Genomic DNA, 17,950 nt, shown 5'->3' with positions numbered 1-17,950 from the left:
ATGTCTGTCTCTGTCGCTGTGTCTGTTTCTATCGCTATGTCTGCCGCTATATGCACTCTTGCGAATATCGCTTAGCCTACCGCGTGACTATGATAGGCTGAAGGATCAAACGTTCACCTCAAGGATGCAGAGATGACACTCCAGGCGCCACCCAATCGTTTGAACCGTCACGGCCAAACGCGATGCGTCGGCGTGGAGATCGAGTTTGCAGGGCTACCGCCCCACGAAACCGCCCAGCTGGTGCGCGATCTGTTTGGTGGCGAGCTTGACGTGGTCAGCCCGCACCGGCTACTGGTGCACGATACCCGCTGGGGGACGTTTGGCATCGAGCTTGACACCCAGTATGCCCACCCCGATCAGACCCTGCTCGACGACCAGCGCGCTCGGGATAGCGAATGGGCACGCCAACAGCACTTGAGACGCGTCGAGTTCCATCGCAAGACGCGTGAACTGATCGGTGACATGGTGACGGGCCTGGTGCCCACCGAAATCGTCTGCCCGCCCATTCCCTGGGACGAACTGGAGGCGCTTGACGGGCTGTTTGAAGCGCTACGCGCCAAGGGCGCCAAGGGCACCGATGCCAGCCTGCTGTATGGGTTCGGCCTGCACCTCAACCCGGAAGCGGGCAGCTTCGAGGTGGAGCATCTTCTGGCGCTGCTGCGCGCCTACCTGCTGCTGGCCGGCTGGCTGCGCGATGAGATCAAGATCGATATCACCCGCGAAGTGCTGCCCCATGCCAACCCGTTTCCCAAGGAGTACGCCTTGAAGCTCCTCGACCGCGCCTATGCGCCGGACCTGGACCAGTTTATCGATGACTATCTGCACTACAACCCCACGCGCAACCGCGAGCTGGATCTTTTGCCACTTTTTGCCTATCTGCGCCCGCAACATCCTCACGCGATGTTGCATACCCAGCTCACCAAGCCCCGCCCCACCTTTCACTACCGGCTGCCCAACGCGCAGCTCTCGCAGCCCGGGTGGGGGTCAGTGGTAGAGTGGAACCGCTGGGTGGAGATCGAAAAGCTTGCAGCGAATCGCGAGTTTCTCGATGCCCGGTGCGATGAGTATATCGCTCATCATACGCGCGCCTGGCCTGCGCGCCTGAAAGATACGCTGCAGCATCTGATCAAGCGCCGCTAGACCTTTTGATACGAGAGCCCGTTTTATGTCACGCCCCTTGATTGGCATTACCACCTCCGACTATAAAAGCCACTTGGCGTGGTGGTTTGACTGGTTCGCCGTTTGGCGCCACGGCGGCCGACCGCTTCGCCTATCGCCATCGCGCCCGGCCCCCGCCGCCCTGGATGGTCTGATCATCGGCGGCGGCGACGACATCCAGGCGCACCTCTACGGTGGAGAGGTACAGCTCAACGTGCGCCTGGACCCGGCCCGCGACGAACTGGAGCTTGCCCTGCTCGCCCGTTTCATTCCCAACAATACGCCGGTACTGGGTATCTGCCGCGGCGCCCAGCTCATCAATGTGCATCTGGGAGGCACGCTGGACCCGGACATCTACACGACCCATGAGGGCCTCAAGCGCCGGCGTACGGTACTGCCGCGCAAGACCGTGGACATTGCCGTCGACAGCAAGCTTTACGAGCTTCTGAACGTGACCTGGTGCCGGGTCAACAGCCTCCACCACCAGGCGGTGAACGAGACGGGCCGGGGCATCAAGATCGTCGCCCGCGACCACGACGGGCTGGTTCAGGGCATCGAATCCGAACATCACGATTTCCTGATCGGCGTTCAGTGGCACCCTGAATGGCTGATATTCAACCGCCCTCAACAGCGCCTGATCAGCGCGTTGGTGAAGGCGGCGAAAAAGCGCCAAGCCGTTTAACCGTTCAAGGCGCTCAGCGCGGCCTCGTAATCGGGTTCGTTTTTCAGTTCGCTGACCAGCTCACTGTGCAATACGGTGTTATCACGGTCCAGCACCACGACCGCTCGGGCACAAAGCCCTTGCATGGGGCTGTTGGTGAGCGCCACCCCCCAGGCCTTGAGAAATTCCGGATGACGAAAGGTCGAGAGAGTTTCGACGTTATCAAGCCCTTCGGCGCCGCAAAAACGCACCGCCGCGAAGGGCAGATCCGCCGAGACCACCATGACGACGGTTTCGGGCAGGTTCGAGGCCAGCTCGTTGAAGCGTCGCGTCGAGGTGGCGCAGGTGGGCGTATCCACGCTGGGAATGATGTTGAGCACCTTGCGCTTGCCGGCAAAGTCCTCAAGGGTGACGTCGCCTAGCTCGCGATTGGTGAGCGTCATGTCGGGCGCTTTCTCGCCGGCCTCTGGAATCACGCCGTCCACGTCCATCGGGGCGCCGCCTCGGGTAATTTGCTGCATATGAATTTCTCCCATGTTATAGGTAGTCACGCAGGGTCAGCCAAGCTTGATTCGCTTATCGGCCATATCGTCCCTGCCCTGATCTTTGCATTCTGGATACAGTTCAGCCGTCAGCGTTTGTATCCCCCATCAAGAGTATGCCATGCCCACTGTATTGATCGTAAAAACCGGCGACGCCTTTCCAGAAGTGGCCGAGAAACACGGCGATTTTGGCGTTCTGTTTGAAGAACCCATGAAGCGTGTCGTGCCCGATACGACCATCCAGATCTGGGACCCGCGTACACAGCCCGAGCTCCCCTTGCTGGACGGGCTGGACGCTATCGTCATCACCGGCTCCAACAGCATGATCAGCGACGCCGAACCCTGGAGCGAGGCGTTGAAGCCCTGGCTTCAAGACGCGCGCGCCCGGGATGTCCCCATGCTCGGCGTCTGTTACGGCCATCAATTGATGGCCGAAGCCTTCGGCGGCTCGGGAGGCGATCATCCCGACGGCCGCGAGGCGGGCACCTTCGAGATCGAACGTACCCAGGCCGCCGACCGCGACCCGCTGTTCAGCCAGCTTCCCACGCGCTTCATGGCGCATCTGACCCATGGCCAATCGGTGCTCAAAGCCCCCGAGGATGCGGTCATTCTGGCGTTCAACGACCACGACCACCATCAGGCGCTTCGCTATGGTACCCGCCAATGGAGCGTTCAGTTCCATCCAGAGTTCAATGGCGATATTCTGCGCGCCTATATCGAGCGCATGCACGACGCGTTGGTCGAGCAAGGCGAGGACGTCAGCGACCTGATCGCCAGGATCAAGGAAACGCCCCAAGCCACCAGCCTGCTCGAGCGCTTCATTCGCCTTTTGTAGCCTCTTTGGTCACCTTGCCAGCGCGTTTCTCGTCGCGCCGCGAGGCCAGCCGGTCGGCCAGACGAGTGGGCTCGGGCAGCTTGGTACGCCCCAGGCACTGCATGACCCAGTCAAGCGAGGTTGCAAGCGATATCCGATGTCCCGGGGATACAAAAACGGGTTTCACGTTTTTCCGCGAGCGAAGCACCGCCCCGATGGTCTCCCCTCGCGCGGTAAGCGCGCTCCAGTCGCCACGCTCGCCGCCCACCTCCTCATGGCGCCCGTAAAGGCGCGACTTGGCGATGCCGATGGTGGGCAGATCGAGCCAGAGCCCCAGGTGGGCGGCGACTCCCAGCCTTCGCGGATGGGCAATGCCCTGGCCATCGACCATCACCAGCTGCGGCACTTGAGAGAGCTTGGCAAAGGCGCCGAGCGCGGCAGGTATCTCACGAAACGACAAAAGTCCCGGCACATAGGGCATGCGCGTGGGTTCGCGGTGAACGATCTGCTCGACCTGCTTCAGATAAGGTGCCCTTTGAGGATCCCACTTTAGCAGCACGACTGCCGCGCGAGTGGTTTCGCCCTCGTCCTCGAAGCCGATATCCACTCCCGCGATCGTTTTCACCTCGTCGATGCGGTCGGTCGATTCCAGGCGTCTGGCCAGCTCGGTTTGCAGCGCGACGGCCTCTTTGGGCGCCAGGTTCCAATCGTGTAGCGGTGCGTCCATGCCATTTCCTTTTTCCTGATGATACGTCAAGCCTAGGATATTGGCGGCCAATAAAAAACCCCGCTCGAAAGCGGGGTCTTGCATCGCACTGGCGATCGATCAGGCGCGTTCGCGACGGCGAACCGGCGCATCGCCGTCGTCACGACGCTTGCGCGGCGCACGCTCGGGCGCACTGTCTTCGCTGATTTCCAGCGGACGACCCGCCACGCGGGCGCGAGCCATCTTGGCCAGAATGGTGGAAGGCAAACCGCTTGGCAGCTCAACGACCGAGAAGGCATTGCGAATATCGATACGACCGATACGCGCGCCTTCGATACCACCTTCGTTGGCCAGGGCGCCAACCAGTTGGCCGGGCTTGACGCCATCCTTGTGACCTACCGAAACACGATAACGCGTCATGCCTTCGCTGGGCGCGCTGCTGCGTTCGCGACGGTTGCCGGGCTTGCCGCCACCGTCACGAGCATTCTCGCGCGGGGCGCGCTCCTTGCGGGGCGCCTGGAGACGACCAATGGGCGCTTCGTCGGCACGCGCCATGGCGGAAAAGGCGCAGGCCAGTTCCAGCGGGTCGTGTCCTTCTTCAACCAGACGTTCGATCAGCGCGCGCTGCTCGTCGGCGCCCTTGGTAAGGGCAGCCACCACACGGTGATGGAAGACTTCATCGCGGTGGGCACGAATGGCACTTTCGTCAGGCAGCGGCATTTCGGTCATTTTCTGACCGGTCGCCTGCTCCATCCAGCCTACCTTGCGGCCTTCACGGAAGCCGGCGAAGGTGATCGCGATGCCGCTACGCCCGGCACGGCCGGTACGGCCAATGCGGTGCGTGTAGGCTTCCGCGTCCTGGGGCAGATCGTAGTTGATCACGTGGGTGATCCGCGGAACGTCCAGACCACGAGCGGCCACGTCGGTGGCGATCAGCACATCCACCTTAGCACGCTTGAGGCGGGTAATGGTGCGCTCGCGAAGGCTCTGATCCAGATCACCGGAGAGGCCCGCGGCGTTGACGCCCCGCGCGGTAAGCTGTTCGACCAGGGTGGTACAGGCGGCACGGGTACGCACGAAGACGATAGCGGCATCGACCGGCTCGACTTCAAGGATACGCGCCAGGGCTTCCAGCTTGGCACCGCCATCGACACGCACGATGCGCTGTTCGATGTTCTCGCCGGTGGTGGTCTTCGACTCGATCGCCACTTTCACCGGGTCAACCAGGTAGCGGTTGACGATACGTTCGATTTCGGTAGGCAGCGTTGCGGAGAAGAACACGCGCTGCGCATCTTTCGGGGTATCGGCGACCACACGTTTGACGTCGTCGATAAAGCCCATGCGCAGCATTTCGTCGGCTTCGTCCAGCACCAGGGCCGACAGACCGTCGAGTTTCAGGCTGCCACGGTCGAGGTGATCGATGATACGACCGGGCGTACCCACCACGACCTGGGCGCCGCGCTTGAGCGCACCCAGCTGCTCGCGGTATTCCTGGCCGCCGCACAAGGTGGCGACTTCCAGGCCTTTGAGGTTTTGACCATACTTGCTAAACGAGGCCGCCACTTGCTGGGCAAGCTCACGAGTGGGCGCCATGACCAGTACCTGCGGCGCGCGGCGATCGAGATCGAGACGAGAAAGTAACGGCAGTGCAAACGCGGCGGTCTTGCCGGTACCGGTTTGGGCTTGGCCCAACATGTCGCGGCCTTCCAGCAGCGCCGGAATGGTTTGCGCCTGAATCGGCGAGGGAGTTACATAGCCCTGTGCTTCAACAGCAGACAGAACGGCAGGCAATAGAGCCAGATCGCCGAAGCTCGGCGAGGCGACAGAAGTCGAGGTCATTAATCACACCTTGGTAGGCCGGCTTAACCGGCAAAAAACATCGTAAGCGTCTTCGACACGTCGAGCAGCGCTAAAAGCGCTGATCACAAATTCCGCCGTGCGGATATCTTGATGAGAAGTCAAAGACGCCGGTCGCACCTAGCATCCAGTTGGCAAAACAATCATTACGTGCCAACCGTTGTGGCGACCTTCTGCGTCGATTTCACCCGGTTGGTGAAATGCTAAAGACGCGCCATCTTCACAGCAATGAACATCTCTTCGGGATGTTCCCGCAAGCGCTACAACGCAATGAATGCTACGTCGTCTAACGCTTACCGTCGTGATGGAGGGGTCAACACATGCGAGGAGCGCAGATGATAGCACTCCAAAACTTGTCTGGCTAGCTTTTTTACTCTACCCGACTTGAACAGGCACGCTTGCGCTTGTCGACATATCGTCTAATATTTTAATCGCAATATCGCATCAAAGAGTCAAGGAGAAAGGCCATGAACTGGGATCAGGTCGAAGGCAAATGGACCGAGGTTAAAGGCAAGGCACGCGCCAGCTGGGGCGAGTTTACCGATGACGAACTCGACCAGATCGGTGGCAAGAAGGATCAGTTGGTAGGCAAGCTTCAGCAAAAGTATGGCCTTGAACGCGAAGAAGCGGAAAAGCGCGCCGATGACTGGGCCGATAGCCTTTGACACCTAGAAAGTATCCCGCTGGCCAAGTGCCCTGTTAAAACGGCCTTGCTGGCAGGTGTATCGCCTCAAGGGTGTGATCGAAACTGTGATTTACCCGTCAGAACGTTTCATGAAAACGTTCGTCAAAACGTAGGGAAGCACGTTCAAGGCTCTTGAAAGAGCCATAGTGAGCGACAAGGAGTAACGCGATGCGTAAATCGATACGACTAACAGCAATAAGCACGGCCCTGCTGGCAGGCATGGCCTTCAATGCCCAGGCTTCTCAGGAGCCTCAAGGCGTCTACTCCGCTGAAGACATTCTCGATGCCGACGTCTACTTCACCAACGGGTCGGGTGAGGCGATTGGTGAAGTGGACGATATCCTGTTCGACGACGACATGCGTATCACTGCGCTGGTGGTCGAGAGCGGCGCCGTTCTTGGCCTGGGCGGTCGTGAAATCGTCGTGAGCACCGATAACTTCACGCTTGAAACCAGCACGGAAGCCGACGGCGATACCGAACACCGCATCATGCTGACCGCCACGCCCGAAGAGGTGGAAAACTTCCCCGCCTACGATCGCGACTGGTGGGAGCAGACTCAGACCAACGCTCGCAGCGCTTGGCAGACCACGCGCGACGGTGCCCAGAGCGCATGGCAATCTACCCGCGAAGCATTCAACGATGACAACCAGGAGAACACGAACCAGCAGTAGTGGTTTGCTTCTTTAGACCCTTCGCTAAAAAGGCCGCCCAGTCGGGCGGCCTTTTGCATGGTTTGCCGACAATGCTCGCCTTTATCATGCCGAGCGTGAGCGGATGCCCTGGCCAGCCAAGCGGTCGCGGTCGTGGGGACCCTCTAAATCAAGCGTTGGCCCGACGGGTACGATGCGCGTGGGATTGATGGCGTCGTGGCTATAGTAGTAGTGGCGCTTGATATGATCCATATCCACGGTTTCGGCCACCCCGGGCCACTGGTAAAGTTCACGCAGGTAATGCGAAAGGTTGGGATAGTCCTCGATGCGCTTGTCATTGCACTTGAAGTGACCGTAGTAGACGGCATCGAAACGGACCAGCGTGGTAAACAGGCGAATATCGGCTTCCGTCAACCACTCCCCTGCCAGATAGCGCTTTCTGCTCAGGCGCGCCTCCAACCGGTCAAGGCACTCGAACAATGCATGAAAGTGCTTTTCATAAACGCCTTGTTCGGTAGCAAAGCCCGACTTGTAGACCCCGTTGTTCACGTTATCGTAGACATCGGCATTGACCGCGTCGATCGTTTCGCGCAAGTCCTCGGGATAGAAGTCAAGATCGTTGCCAGTGAGCTTGTCAAAAGCCCCATTGAACATCCGAACCAGATCGGCTGATTCATTATTGACGATGGCGCTTCGCTGCTTGTCCCACAGCACCGGTACCGTCACACGCCCGGTGTAGTCGGGGTCGGTCAGGGTATAGAGTTCGTAATGATAGGCCACATTATTGACACAGTCGCCGCTCGAGCCCTCTTCCTTGTTGTAGGTCCACCCCTTGTCGAGCATCAAGGGGCTCGTGTGTGAGACGCCAACCAGCGACTCGAGCCCCTTGAGCTTGCGCATGATCAGCGCACGATGCGCCCAGGGGCAGGCAAGCGATACGTAAAGATGGTACCGGTCTTTCTCGGCAGGAAAGCTCTCCCCTTCCTGCTGGCCACCGCCTTCGACCCAGTCACGCAACTGAGCGGATTCGCGCACGAACTCGCCACCGTTCTTCTTGGTGTCGTACCACTGATCGACCCATTCGCCTTCCACCAGTAATCCCACGGGGCGTCTCCTTTTTTAAAGAATCGTTTAATGCTGCACGTCATCAGCGCTCTTAGCAGCATAACGCGCCTTGCGAGAGGCTCAAGCGGATGTTTTACCCTGTTTCATTCGAGGAAATTGAATCCTTGGGACACTGCGCGAGAGTCGCCTCCTTGAGAGCCTGCGCCATGGCGTGGGTCGCCGGGCCCGCGCGGTCACGATCCTTGAAGATCAGCTGGAACGGCGCCTCTCGAATACCCCCGGCGGATAGCGGCAACGGTTTCAGATCACCGCGTTCGAGCTCGTCGGCAATACGGGTGATCGGCATCCAGGCAAAGCCCAGGCCACGCTTGATCATATCCAGCGAGGTATTGAGATGGCTGACCGTCCAGCGCTGTTCGGCCTTGAGCCAACCCGAGTCGGTGGACTGGCGAATGGCCGAATCACGCACGACCAACTGACGGTATTGAGCCAGGTCTCTCAGATCCAGCGAGCGTCCCAGCTTGTGCAGCGCGTGGCTTGGATGGGCCACGGCGATAAAGCGCACGTTGACCAGAGGTTCACCTAGAAAGCTGGGAACCTCGACCCCCGAGATCACGAGATCGGCGCGGCCGTCGTAAAGCATTTCTACGCCGCCGTTAAGCACGCTTTCATGAAGCTGTACTCTCACCTGGGGGTAGGCCTTGGAAAAACGCTCCAATGCCCTGGCCTGAGCATCGGCGGGGAAGACCTGGTCGATGGCGACCACGACTTCCGTTTCAAGCCCTTCTGCCAACCGGGTGGCGATATCCTCTATCGAGGCAGCGCTTTCAATCAATTGACGCGCCCGACGCAACAGCAGCTCTCCGGCCTCGGTCAGACGAACCTGGCGGCCGACCGGCTCCAGTACTTGAACGCCCAGCTGTTCTTCTAACTTGTGTACCGCATGGTTAAGCGTTGAGGGGCTTTTGTGAATAGCTTGTGCAGCGCGTGCAAAGCCACCGTAATCCACAACGGCGGCGAGCATTTGCCACTGTGCAAGTGTTACCCGAGACATTTCGATTTCCTCGACGCTAAAAGCGTATTAGTGCGCTTAATCTTCGAAAAAACCTTACCAGAATGCCAGCGTCAGCGAACAGCTTACTTATTTATTACTGCTTATTGATTCAACGCAAAAAATAAAAAACTAGGGAACTTTTTGGAAAAAGTATATAACGTCTTTATGGGCGTGACGATAATAGCGGGCAAGGGCAGAAAACGCACCTAGTTACAAAAAAACACAAAAACTCTGGAAGAAAAATCCGTTAAATACTTAATAGAGTGCTTTTGGGTCTGAGCGATGCATCAGCCGGCAAAAACCGAAAAGCGGCTCACGGGTTTCGTCGCAATCCTTATACACTTGGCCAACCTGAAAAATCGCTTGCATCAACGAAACTCACCTAACTTGAGCCTGTTCTGGGCCTGTATCGGCACGGTCATGCAGGAAACAGTGCGTGCAATCTCGTACAGATATTCTACGCATCAACGCTTGCCCGACCACTACTGTCTATTTTTCAATACAAGAATCGATACAACCTTACTTAACTGTATAAGCTGACTGCAGGTTCCTCACCAGCGCATGAAAAGGTGAAGAAAGGTTAGCAAACACCGTTTCCAAATACCCTGTCTCGCTATAGACTTTCGCGCTAGAGCGGAAGTTTATTTTATGTATGCAAATACAGTCTATTCACCCCCGACACCTTGGGGTATGGTTCCCGAGCTTGTTCACTTTTACGTTACATTTTCACTACGAACTCGGCGGCCAATTTACCCATGTTGCGAATCCTTCATTCGCTGCCCCGCACGCACAAATTATTACTTTTACCCGTGGCTACGATGGTCACAGTGCTGGGCACACAAAAGCTTATAACGACGTATCAAGACCTGAACAAACCCCAGACCTCTCTGGAAAGCGTGATGGTACCGCTTCCCAGTGACTCTTTCACGACCGTGCCTTCCCTGGGCCAAAAGCGCACGCCCGTGGCCGAAGCGATCGATCGCGCCTCCCGCGCACTCGACGCCACCCGAGAACAGATTCCGTTGAGCGATCTGGCGGCCAAGGAGATCATTGATCTTGACGTGATCGCCAGCGCCGAGGCGTCTATCTCAAGCGAGATCGCAACCCGACCGATGCTGGATGAAGGTGCTGTCCACATGGCGGTGGTGTTCGGCACCCTGACAAGTGGCATGCTCAATATCGACGAAACGATCGCTCACGAGCCGGTCGAAATTGCTGATGCTACTTCCTCCTATGGCGATGCGACCTCTTATGAGGATTACGGCATCGAGCTGTTTGACGATATCTCCTTTCTCGAACTCGAGCTTGCCACCGAAGAGCCTTTCGTACCTGAGTGGGAAACCCACATCGTCGAATCCGGTGAGACGTTTGCCCTGCTGGCGCAAAACGAGCTAGGCCTTGGCTATAGCGAAGTGCTCGCGCTGCTGGACGATATGCCGGACCCGCGCATTCTCACCAACTGGCGTGCCGGCAACAGCTTCGACTATCAGCTCGACGAGAACGGCCGCCTGCTGTCGCTGCGCATGATGAAAGATATTCGCGACGGCGTACTGCTCGAACGCGCGGAAAACGATTTTGCCGTTACCGCCATTGAGCGCCAGGGCGAGCCGGTTCAGCGCCTGTTCGCCGGTAGCGTCAGCGGCAGTTTCGCCCGCTCGGCGCAGGCCACGGGCCTTTCCAGCAGCTCGGTGACCGAACTTACGCGTATCCTCGAGAAAAAGCTCGATTTCCGTCGTGACAGCCGCCGGGGCGACACCTTTAACGTCCTCGTCGAGTCCGACATGATTGATGGTGAAACCCTGGACTCGCGGGTACTGGCCGTCCAGTACGAAGGCGAGCGCATGGATCTGACCATCGTGCGTAACATCGCGAATGACAAGTTCTACACACCGGAAGGCAGCGGTCTGGAGCCGGGCTTTGCGCGTTATCCTTTCGAGGGCAGCTATCGCTTGAGCTCCAACTTCAACCCGCGCCGCAAGCATCCCGTCACCGGCCGCATCAGCCCGCATAACGGTACCGACTTCGCCATGCCTATCGGCACGACGGTCGTTGCCCCGGCGGATGGTCGTGTCGAGCGCGTTGCCAACCACGCCGCGGCAGGCCGCTACGTGGTGATTCGCCACGACAACGGCTACCGTACCCGCTACCTGCACCTTTCCCAACCGCTGGTCAGCGTCGGCGAACGCGTTACCATGGGCGAGCGCATTGCACTTTCCGGTAACACCGGACGCAGCACAGGCCCTCACCTGCACTACGAAGTCATCGTGAACAATTCGCCGGTGAATGCGATGACCGTCGATCTGCCGGAGTCCTCGGGCTTGACCGGCGATACGCTGATCGCCTTTCGCAACCAGGCGGAACCGATGCTGGCAGCACTCAATAGCGGCGAGACCGGTACGATCAGTGTCGCCAACAACCAGCGCGACTGATCCCGTCTTACCTGACTCGTCAAAACGTCAGTGCATCAAAAAAAGCCGCCCCTCGGGCGGCTTTTTTTGGGCCGATCGATGGCTATACCGCGCGGCTCAAGGCACTCAACAGCGCATCGTCATGACGGTAGATATCGTCGCGAAACTCCACCTCGCCCTCTGCGTTGGGCCACGCCGTCAGGTAATGAAGCATCACCGGAATGCGCTGGGGAAGACTGACGTTACGATCACTCGTGCCGCGACTCAAAAGCGTACTGACCTGGTGCTGGCTACCGCTGTCGCGAAGCAGCAGCTGGGCGAGTTCGCTGATGCCTTCCACGCGAATGCAGCCGGAACTCAGCGCCCGCCGGGTGCGGCCAAACATCCCCTGGGCGGGCGTATCGTGCAGGTAGATCATATCGTTGTTGGGAAAGCGGACCACGATACGGCCAAGCGGATTGCCACTGCCGGCTACCTGCCTGAGCATTACACCGCCAGGCCGTTGCCAATTCACCGCCGAAGGATCCAGCCGCTCGCCCGAGGGGCTTAGTACCTGAATGTCTCGCCGGGACAGGTAGCTTACGTCGCTTCGCACCCGGGGCAGCACGTCTTCACGCATGATAGTGGGCGGAATCGTCCAGGTCGGATTGATGGTGAGATGGCTGATGGCCGAATGGATCACCGGTGTGGCCCGCTGGGGTGAACCCACGACCACCCTGGCGTCCCACTGCTGGCCGTTGGGGCGAAGGTAGTGAAGCGTATAACCGGCAATATCCACCCACACCCGGGCGCGCTCGTTCTCGAAGGACTCAAGCCAGCGCGCACGCTCCAGGTTGATGCGCAGCTGATCGATACGCCGATCCAGGGGAGTGTTGAGCGCCAGGCGTGTCTGGTCTCCCACCACGCCGTCCGCATGGAGCTGGTGGCGTCGCTGAAAGCGTTTGACGGCGCTTTCGAGCGTGGCATCGAAATGACGCTGGTCAGCGTCCCGGCTTAGCGCATCAATCATCGGGTAGGCCTGCTCATCGGCGACGACCAGCCCGCCCTGCCCCCAAAGTGCCAAACGCTCGCGCAGCACCAGTACGTCATCACCGGTATCGCCCGGGCGAAGCGCGGTCTCCCGCCCACTCAGATAGGGCACCTGGGCACCCGCTCGCCGCGCCAAGGCACGGTATTCACTCAGGGCATGGCGCAGCTCGCGATAGGCCGCCGATTGAGGTCTGGCCGCCTCGAAGGCCGCTTCGACGTCGCCGCGCTCCAGGGCGTGGCGCACCTGAGTCAGGTGATAGCGTCGATCAGGGCGTTCACCGTCCCAGTGGGCCTCCAGCGATTGCGGGTTCACCTTGCCGCGGGAAAGATGTTCCAGCGCCAACAGCAGAGCATGGGTGGCGTCGACATCAAAACGGGCCCGGGCATCGGCATCGCCCTGGCGGCTGAGCTGAAACGCCTTTCTCAGACGCGCTGCCCGGTAGTCGCTCGGCGTCAGGCCATCCTCTTCCAGACGCTGGATGGCGTCGATCAGGCCATCGACCAGGGCAGCGTCTTGCCATGCCAGCTGGCCATCGCGCCCCTGATAAAACGCCGCCAGGGGCAGTGCGTCGCCTGCATGGGCGCTCAACTGCTGGGCAAGCGCCTGCTGGGCGGGAATATCGGCGTAAGCTAGGGGCGTGGCGAGGGGAAGCGGCATCAGCGCCACGGTCAGAAAAGCGCTCATTGCCCACTTTTTGATCGGCAGATTTTCGTTCATAACCCCTCCATGGGTTACTATGCGGGCTCGCATGCCAACCCAATAAACACGATACATGCGCGCACTTGTCATGGCTTCATCGCTCGGCGTACCCCTAATGATAGTAGGTCTTACACTATGCGGCTCGGATTAGGCTTTATTACCGGTTTGTTCTTTCTGCCGATATTACTGGCAAGCCCCCCACTCAAGGCCCAACCGCCTGCGCCCTTTTTCTCGCAGTTGGCCGCCGCTGCCCCGCTCGGCGTCTCGCCGCTTTACCATCAGCTTCAGCTAATGGCGCCTTCGGCCACGCCCAAGGCGCTGGAACTTGCCGCCCAGGCCCTTGCCTGCGCCGACCCCGGCGCCGAGCGCCTGGCCGTCATCGACTATTCACTTGCGTCCACCGAAGAACGCCTCTGGGTCTTTGATCTTCATCAGAACCGGCTGCTGTTCAAGGAACTGGTGTCCCACGGACGGGGGTCGGGGGATGCAAAGGCGCAGGTATTTTCCAATACCCCGGAGAGCTATCAGTCCAGCCTCGGGCTCTTTCGTACCATGAACAGCTACTACGGCCGCAACGGCTACTCGCTGCGTCTGGAAGGGCTGGAGGCCGATGTGAACGATCGCGCCTTCGACCGCGCCATCGTGATCCATGGCGCAAGCTACGTAAGCGATGAGTTCATCACCCAGACCGGACGGCTGGGACGGAGTCACGGCTGCCCCGCCGTTCGCGAGGAGATCACCTACCCCTTGATCGACAGCCTGAAGGAGAACCAGTACGTCTTCGCCTACTACCCGGATACGCAATGGATGGCAAACTCGGCGTTCCTGCGCTGCCCCCACCGCGGGATTTATCAGCTGGCTTCGGCCTCTCGCTGAACCGGCTTCGTTGAAGCGGCGACTTTCGCGCGGGAGTTTTTCTGCCATGCTGAGGGCTGGAAACCAAACAGAGCGAGGAAGTCGGCATGGCGAAGGTGAAAACGCTGGATCTGGCCTTACAGGGCGGTGGCGCCCACGGTGGCTATACCTGGGGCGTGGTGGATCGTCTTCTGGAAGACGAGCGTATCGAGATCGAGGGCATCAGCGGCACCAGCGCCGGTGCCATGAACGGTGTCGTCATGGCCGATGCGCTAACCCGCGGTGGCCGAGAAACCGCGCGCCAGGCGCTTCATGATTTCTGGAAAGCGGTCAGTCGGGCAGGTATGGCAAGCCCCATTCGCCGCTCACCGCTGAATGTACTGACCGGCAACTGGAGCCTCGATCAGTCGCCTGGCTATATCGCAATGGACCTGATGAGCCGTCTGGTTTCCCCTTATCAGTTCAATCCGCTCAATATCAATCCGTTGCGTGACATCGTGGCCGAACATATCGATTTCGAACGGGTACGCCGCTGCGATCAGTTAAAGCTTTTCGTGGCCGCCACCAATGTACGCACCGGCAAGCAGCGCGTCTTTCGCCGGGAAGAAATGAGCCTGGACGCCGTGATGGCCTCGGCATGCCTGCCTTTCATGTTTCAGGCGGTGGAAATTGACGGTGAGGCCTACTGGGATGGTGGCTATATGGGCAACCCGGCCCTTTTCCCGCTGATGGAGGAGTGCGGCGCGCGGGACATCATGCTGGTCCAGATCAATCCCATCAGCCGCGATACGGTCCCCACCACCGCCTCGGCAATCATGAACCGCTTGAACGAGATCACCTTCAATGCCGCCTTGATCAAGGAGATCCGCATGATCGCCCTGCTCAAGCACGCCCTGGAGGAGCAAGGCATCGAGAACTGCTACCAGCAGGCCCTGTTTCACCGTATCAGCGGCGAACAGGCTCTGGAGAGTCTTTCGGTATCGAGCAAGATGAACGCCGAGTGGCCGTTTTTGAGACATCTGTTCGAACAGGGCCGCGCCGCCGCCGAGCGCTGGCTGGATGAGCATTTCGACGCGCTGGGCCAGCGCTCGACTCTCGATATCGATACCGTCTACCTCCACGAATAAGGCCCTCTTCCAGGGATCAAGCCCAAAACAGGGCCAGCACAGCGCAGTCGATCCTTGATCCTTGCCGCTTGCGGGTGCGTAAAGAGCCTTGCGAAACGCCCGGCCCCGCCTTTGCGGGAGCGGCTGGTTTGCAACATCGGGTTCCATTAGCCATCCTGAAGTTCTCCCCTCATTAAAACCAGCAAGGAGTGCTATCCATGCAAGACCGTGTATTACTCATTACTGGCGCCTCGAGCGGCATTGGCGCGGCCACCGCCCGGGCCGCTGCCCGTGAAGGCTATAAACTGGTGCTCGCCGCGCGTTCGACCGACAAGCTCGCAGCTCTCGCCCAGGAGCTGGGTAGCGAAAACGTGCTCACCGTCGAGCTGGACGTGACCCGGATGGATCAGCAGCACGCCATGGTAGAGCAGGTGCTGGAAACCTTTGGCCGCCTGGACGGCGTCTTTGCCAATGCTGGCCGCGGCGGTACTTCCGGCGGGTTCAGCGGCGCAGATCATGACACCTGGCGAGAGATGATTCTCACCAATGTGTACGGTGTGGGGTTGACGCTTCAAGCCTGCCTGCCTGCCATCAAGCGCTCCTCGGGCCACGTGCTGCTCACCGGCTCCGCCGCAGGGCGCACGACCATTCCCGGCTCAATGTACAGCGCCACCAAATGGGCAGTCACCGGCATTGGCTACAATCTTCGCGAAGAGCTTCGTGGCACCGGTGTTCGCGTCACGCTGATCGAGCCCGGCATGGTCGATACACCCTTTTTCGACGACTCCCCGGAGCACGCCCTGGAAGACAAGGATATCGCCAACGCGGTGGTCTATGCGCTCAGCCAACCAACCTACGTGGACGTCAACGAAATCCTCATCCGGCCCACGCCGCCCCGCGACTAGCGCCTCCTGCGCTCTTACCTCCGGCATCGATAGTGAAAGCATCGTTGCCGGGGCTTGTTTTAGGCGCACCGCGCCCGCATTAAAGAGATCTAAGCGTGCTAATGACTTTTCCGTCACTGGCCGCCACTCACTCAACGCGCAGGTGTACCATGAGCCAACTTGCCGACACCGCCCTTTCGGTGCTGGATCTAGCCCCCATCCGTGAAGGCGGAAGTGCTTCTGAAACCTTCAGCAACAGCGTGGCGCTTGCCCAGCATACCGAACGACTAGGCTATACTCGCTACTGGCTGGCCGAGCATCACAACATCGCCGGTATCGCCAGTGCCGCCACATCGGTACTGATTGGTCACGTGGCCGGACAAACGTCCACCATTCGCGTGGGAAGCGGGGGCATCATGTTGCCTAACCACGCACCGCTGGTCATTGCCGAGCAGTTTGGCACGCTGGAAACTCTCTACCCCGGGCGAATCGATCTAGGCCTGGGGCGGGCACCTGGCTCGGACGGCGCCACCATGCGGGCCATGCGGCGAAGCGCGCAGGCAGGCGTCGACGACTTTCCCGCCCAGCTTGACGAGCTGACCCGCTATCTGGGTGAGGAAACGTCTGGCCAGCAGGTCAAGGCCGTGCCCGGCCAAGGTACCCACGTGCCTATCTGGCTTTTGGGTTCCAGTGGATATAGCGCGCAGCTTGCGGCCAGGCTTGGCTTGCCCTTTGCGTTCGCGGCCCAGTTTGCGCCGGGTTATCTGTTCGAGGCGCTACGACTTTATCGTGACAACTTCCGTCCTTCCGAAGTCTTGTCCAAACCTTACGCGATGGTAGGGCTTCCGGTCATGGCCGCACCGACCGATGACATGGCCCACTATCTGGCCACCTCCGCACAGCAGAAGTTTCTGAACCTGATTCGCGGCAAGCCTACCCAGTCCAAACCGCCGGTGAACCAGCTGGACTGGTCGCCCATGGAGCAGGCCCAGGTCAGCCAGTTTCTGGGGGCAGCCATTATCGGCGGCCCGGAGACCGTCAAGGCGGGGCTTGAGGAGTTTCAGGCACGTACCGGTGCCGACGAGCTGATGATCAACAGCGACTTCTATAATCAGGATGACCGACTGAAAAGTTACGAGATCGTGGCCCAGGTGGCACGCTAGAGGCTTGCCTCTTTCCGGACCTCCTTGAAGGGTCACGGCTTGTTTATGGGATAGCTTATGACAGAGACTGACCTGACCATCACGCCGATGACGAAGGACGATTTTGCGGCCTTCTGGCCTACCTTTCAGGGCATCGTAGAGGCACAAGAAACCTACGCCATTGCGCCCGATATTGCGTTCGAGGCGGCCTATACGCTCTGGTGTGAAACGCCCAGCGCCACCTTTGCCGTCAAGGATGGCCAGGGGGAGCTGCTGGGCTCGTACTACCTGAAGGCCAACGCTGCGGGCCCGGGTAGTCATGTATGCAACTGCGGCTACATGATAGCCCCCCGCGCTCGAGGTCAAGGACTCGCCCGCACCCTGTGCGAACACTCTCAGGCGCTTGCGAAAGAGCGCGGTTTTCACGCCATGCAGTTCAACGCCGTGGTCAGTACCAATGAAGTAGCCGTGGCACTCTGGCAAAAGCTGGGGTTTAATATCGTGGGTACCGTCCCCCAGGCGTATCGCCACGCTACCCACGGATTGGTCGACACCTTCGTCATGCACAAGTTTTTGTAATTCCCGAATTCCTCTCTACATTTTTTCCCCATCCTGCCGATAACAAGACCATCG

The 17,950-nt window shown here is 59.5% G+C and carries 17 protein-coding genes; 11 read left to right on the top strand and 6 right to left on the bottom strand.

Annotation, left to right across the window (positions count from 1 at the left end):
- Positions 1-132: 132 nt before the first annotated feature.
- Positions 133-1,140 carry an amidoligase family protein gene (locus tag ACWF8S_RS04010; RefSeq protein WP_447555550.1) on the top strand — a complete coding sequence of 336 codons (1,008 nt, stop codon included), beginning with the start codon at positions 133-135 and terminating at the stop codon, positions 1,138-1,140.
- A gap of 25 nt (positions 1,141-1,165) precedes the next feature.
- Positions 1,166-1,840, top strand: a complete 675-nt coding sequence (locus ACWF8S_RS04005; RefSeq protein ID WP_447555549.1) for a gamma-glutamyl-gamma-aminobutyrate hydrolase family protein — start codon at positions 1,166-1,168, stop codon at positions 1,838-1,840.
- Here ACWF8S_RS04005 and tpx read toward each other — a convergent pair.
- Positions 1,837-2,340, bottom strand: a complete 504-nt coding sequence (gene tpx / locus ACWF8S_RS04000; protein ID WP_447555548.1) for a thiol peroxidase — start codon at positions 2,338-2,340, stop codon at positions 1,837-1,839. The genes ACWF8S_RS04005 and tpx overlap by 4 nt on opposite strands.
- 142 nt (positions 2,341-2,482) lie before the next feature.
- Here tpx and ACWF8S_RS03995 point away from each other — a divergent pair, with 142 nt between their 5' ends.
- Entirely contained in the window at positions 2,483-3,196 is a 714-nt protein-coding gene (locus ACWF8S_RS03995; protein ID WP_447555547.1) for a glutamine amidotransferase, read from the top strand.
- On the opposite strand, the gene nfi is transcribed toward ACWF8S_RS03995, so the two are convergent.
- Positions 3,180-3,902: a deoxyribonuclease V gene (nfi, locus tag ACWF8S_RS03990; RefSeq protein WP_447555546.1), complete on the bottom strand. Its 723-nt coding sequence runs from the start codon at positions 3,900-3,902 to the stop codon at positions 3,180-3,182. The two genes, ACWF8S_RS03995 and nfi, sit on opposite strands and share 17 nt — an antisense overlap.
- A 99-nt stretch (positions 3,903-4,001) precedes the next feature.
- Positions 4,002-5,720 carry a DEAD/DEAH box helicase gene (locus ACWF8S_RS03985; protein ID WP_447555545.1) on the bottom strand — a complete coding sequence of 573 codons (1,719 nt, stop codon included), beginning with the start codon at positions 5,718-5,720 and terminating at the stop codon, positions 4,002-4,004.
- Positions 5,721-6,205: 485 nt separating this feature from the next.
- On the opposite strand from ACWF8S_RS03985, the gene ACWF8S_RS03980 reads away from it, so the two are divergent.
- Both ACWF8S_RS03980 and ACWF8S_RS03975 read left to right on the top strand, forming a co-directional pair.
- A complete protein-coding gene (locus ACWF8S_RS03980; RefSeq protein WP_447555544.1) occupies positions 6,206-6,403 on the top strand; it encodes a CsbD family protein in 198 nt (65 codons plus the stop codon).
- Between the two features lie 188 nt (positions 6,404-6,591).
- Entirely contained in the window at positions 6,592-7,095 is a 504-nt protein-coding gene (locus ACWF8S_RS03975) for a PRC-barrel domain-containing protein (RefSeq protein WP_447555543.1), read from the top strand.
- Positions 7,096-7,179: 84 nt separating this feature from the next.
- On the opposite strand, the gene ACWF8S_RS03970 is transcribed toward ACWF8S_RS03975, so the two are convergent.
- Both ACWF8S_RS03970 and ACWF8S_RS03965 read right to left on the bottom strand, forming a co-directional pair.
- A complete protein-coding gene (locus ACWF8S_RS03970) occupies positions 7,180-8,178 on the bottom strand; it encodes a glutathione S-transferase family protein (protein WP_447555542.1) in 999 nt (332 codons plus the stop codon).
- A 94-nt stretch (positions 8,179-8,272) separates the two neighbouring features.
- Entirely contained in the window at positions 8,273-9,193 is a 921-nt protein-coding gene (locus ACWF8S_RS03965) for a LysR family transcriptional regulator (RefSeq protein WP_447555541.1), read from the bottom strand.
- 755 nt (positions 9,194-9,948) lie between these two features.
- On the opposite strand from ACWF8S_RS03965, the gene ACWF8S_RS03960 reads away from it, so the two are divergent.
- A complete protein-coding gene (locus tag ACWF8S_RS03960; protein WP_447555540.1) occupies positions 9,949-11,622 on the top strand; it encodes a peptidoglycan DD-metalloendopeptidase family protein in 1,674 nt (557 codons plus the stop codon).
- A gap of 82 nt (positions 11,623-11,704) precedes the next feature.
- Here the strand turns inward: ACWF8S_RS03960 and ACWF8S_RS03955 are convergent, their stop codons facing one another.
- The gene (locus ACWF8S_RS03955; RefSeq protein ID WP_447555539.1) at positions 11,705-13,348 is read right to left on the bottom strand and encodes a L,D-transpeptidase family protein; all 1,644 of its coding nucleotides are present in this window, start codon (positions 13,346-13,348) and stop codon (positions 11,705-11,707) included.
- 117 nt (positions 13,349-13,465) lie between these two features.
- Here ACWF8S_RS03955 and ACWF8S_RS03950 point away from each other — a divergent pair, with 117 nt between their 5' ends.
- From ACWF8S_RS03950 to ACWF8S_RS03930, 5 genes are all read left to right on the top strand, one after another.
- On the top strand, positions 13,466-14,206 hold the full coding sequence (locus ACWF8S_RS03950; RefSeq protein WP_447555538.1) for a murein L,D-transpeptidase catalytic domain family protein: 741 nt from the start codon (positions 13,466-13,468) through the stop codon (positions 14,204-14,206).
- 86 nt (positions 14,207-14,292) lie between these two features.
- The gene (locus ACWF8S_RS03945; RefSeq protein WP_447555536.1) at positions 14,293-15,312 is read left to right on the top strand and encodes a patatin-like phospholipase family protein; all 1,020 of its coding nucleotides are present in this window, start codon (positions 14,293-14,295) and stop codon (positions 15,310-15,312) included.
- Between the two features lie 197 nt (positions 15,313-15,509).
- Positions 15,510-16,196 carry an SDR family oxidoreductase gene (locus tag ACWF8S_RS03940; protein ID WP_447555535.1) on the top strand — a complete coding sequence of 229 codons (687 nt, stop codon included), beginning with the start codon at positions 15,510-15,512 and terminating at the stop codon, positions 16,194-16,196.
- Positions 16,197-16,345: 149 nt separating this feature from the next.
- A complete protein-coding gene (locus ACWF8S_RS03935; protein WP_447555534.1) occupies positions 16,346-17,338 on the top strand; it encodes an LLM class flavin-dependent oxidoreductase in 993 nt (330 codons plus the stop codon).
- Positions 17,339-17,395: 57 nt separating this feature from the next.
- Positions 17,396-17,896 carry an N-acetyltransferase family protein gene (locus ACWF8S_RS03930; protein ID WP_447555532.1) on the top strand — a complete coding sequence of 167 codons (501 nt, stop codon included), beginning with the start codon at positions 17,396-17,398 and terminating at the stop codon, positions 17,894-17,896.
- The last annotated feature ends 54 nt before the right edge of the window (positions 17,897-17,950 follow it).

The sequence above is a fragment of the Vreelandella xerophytica genome (genome assembly GCF_968048975.1).
This window is presented reverse-complemented; position numbering and strand designations above follow the sequence as displayed.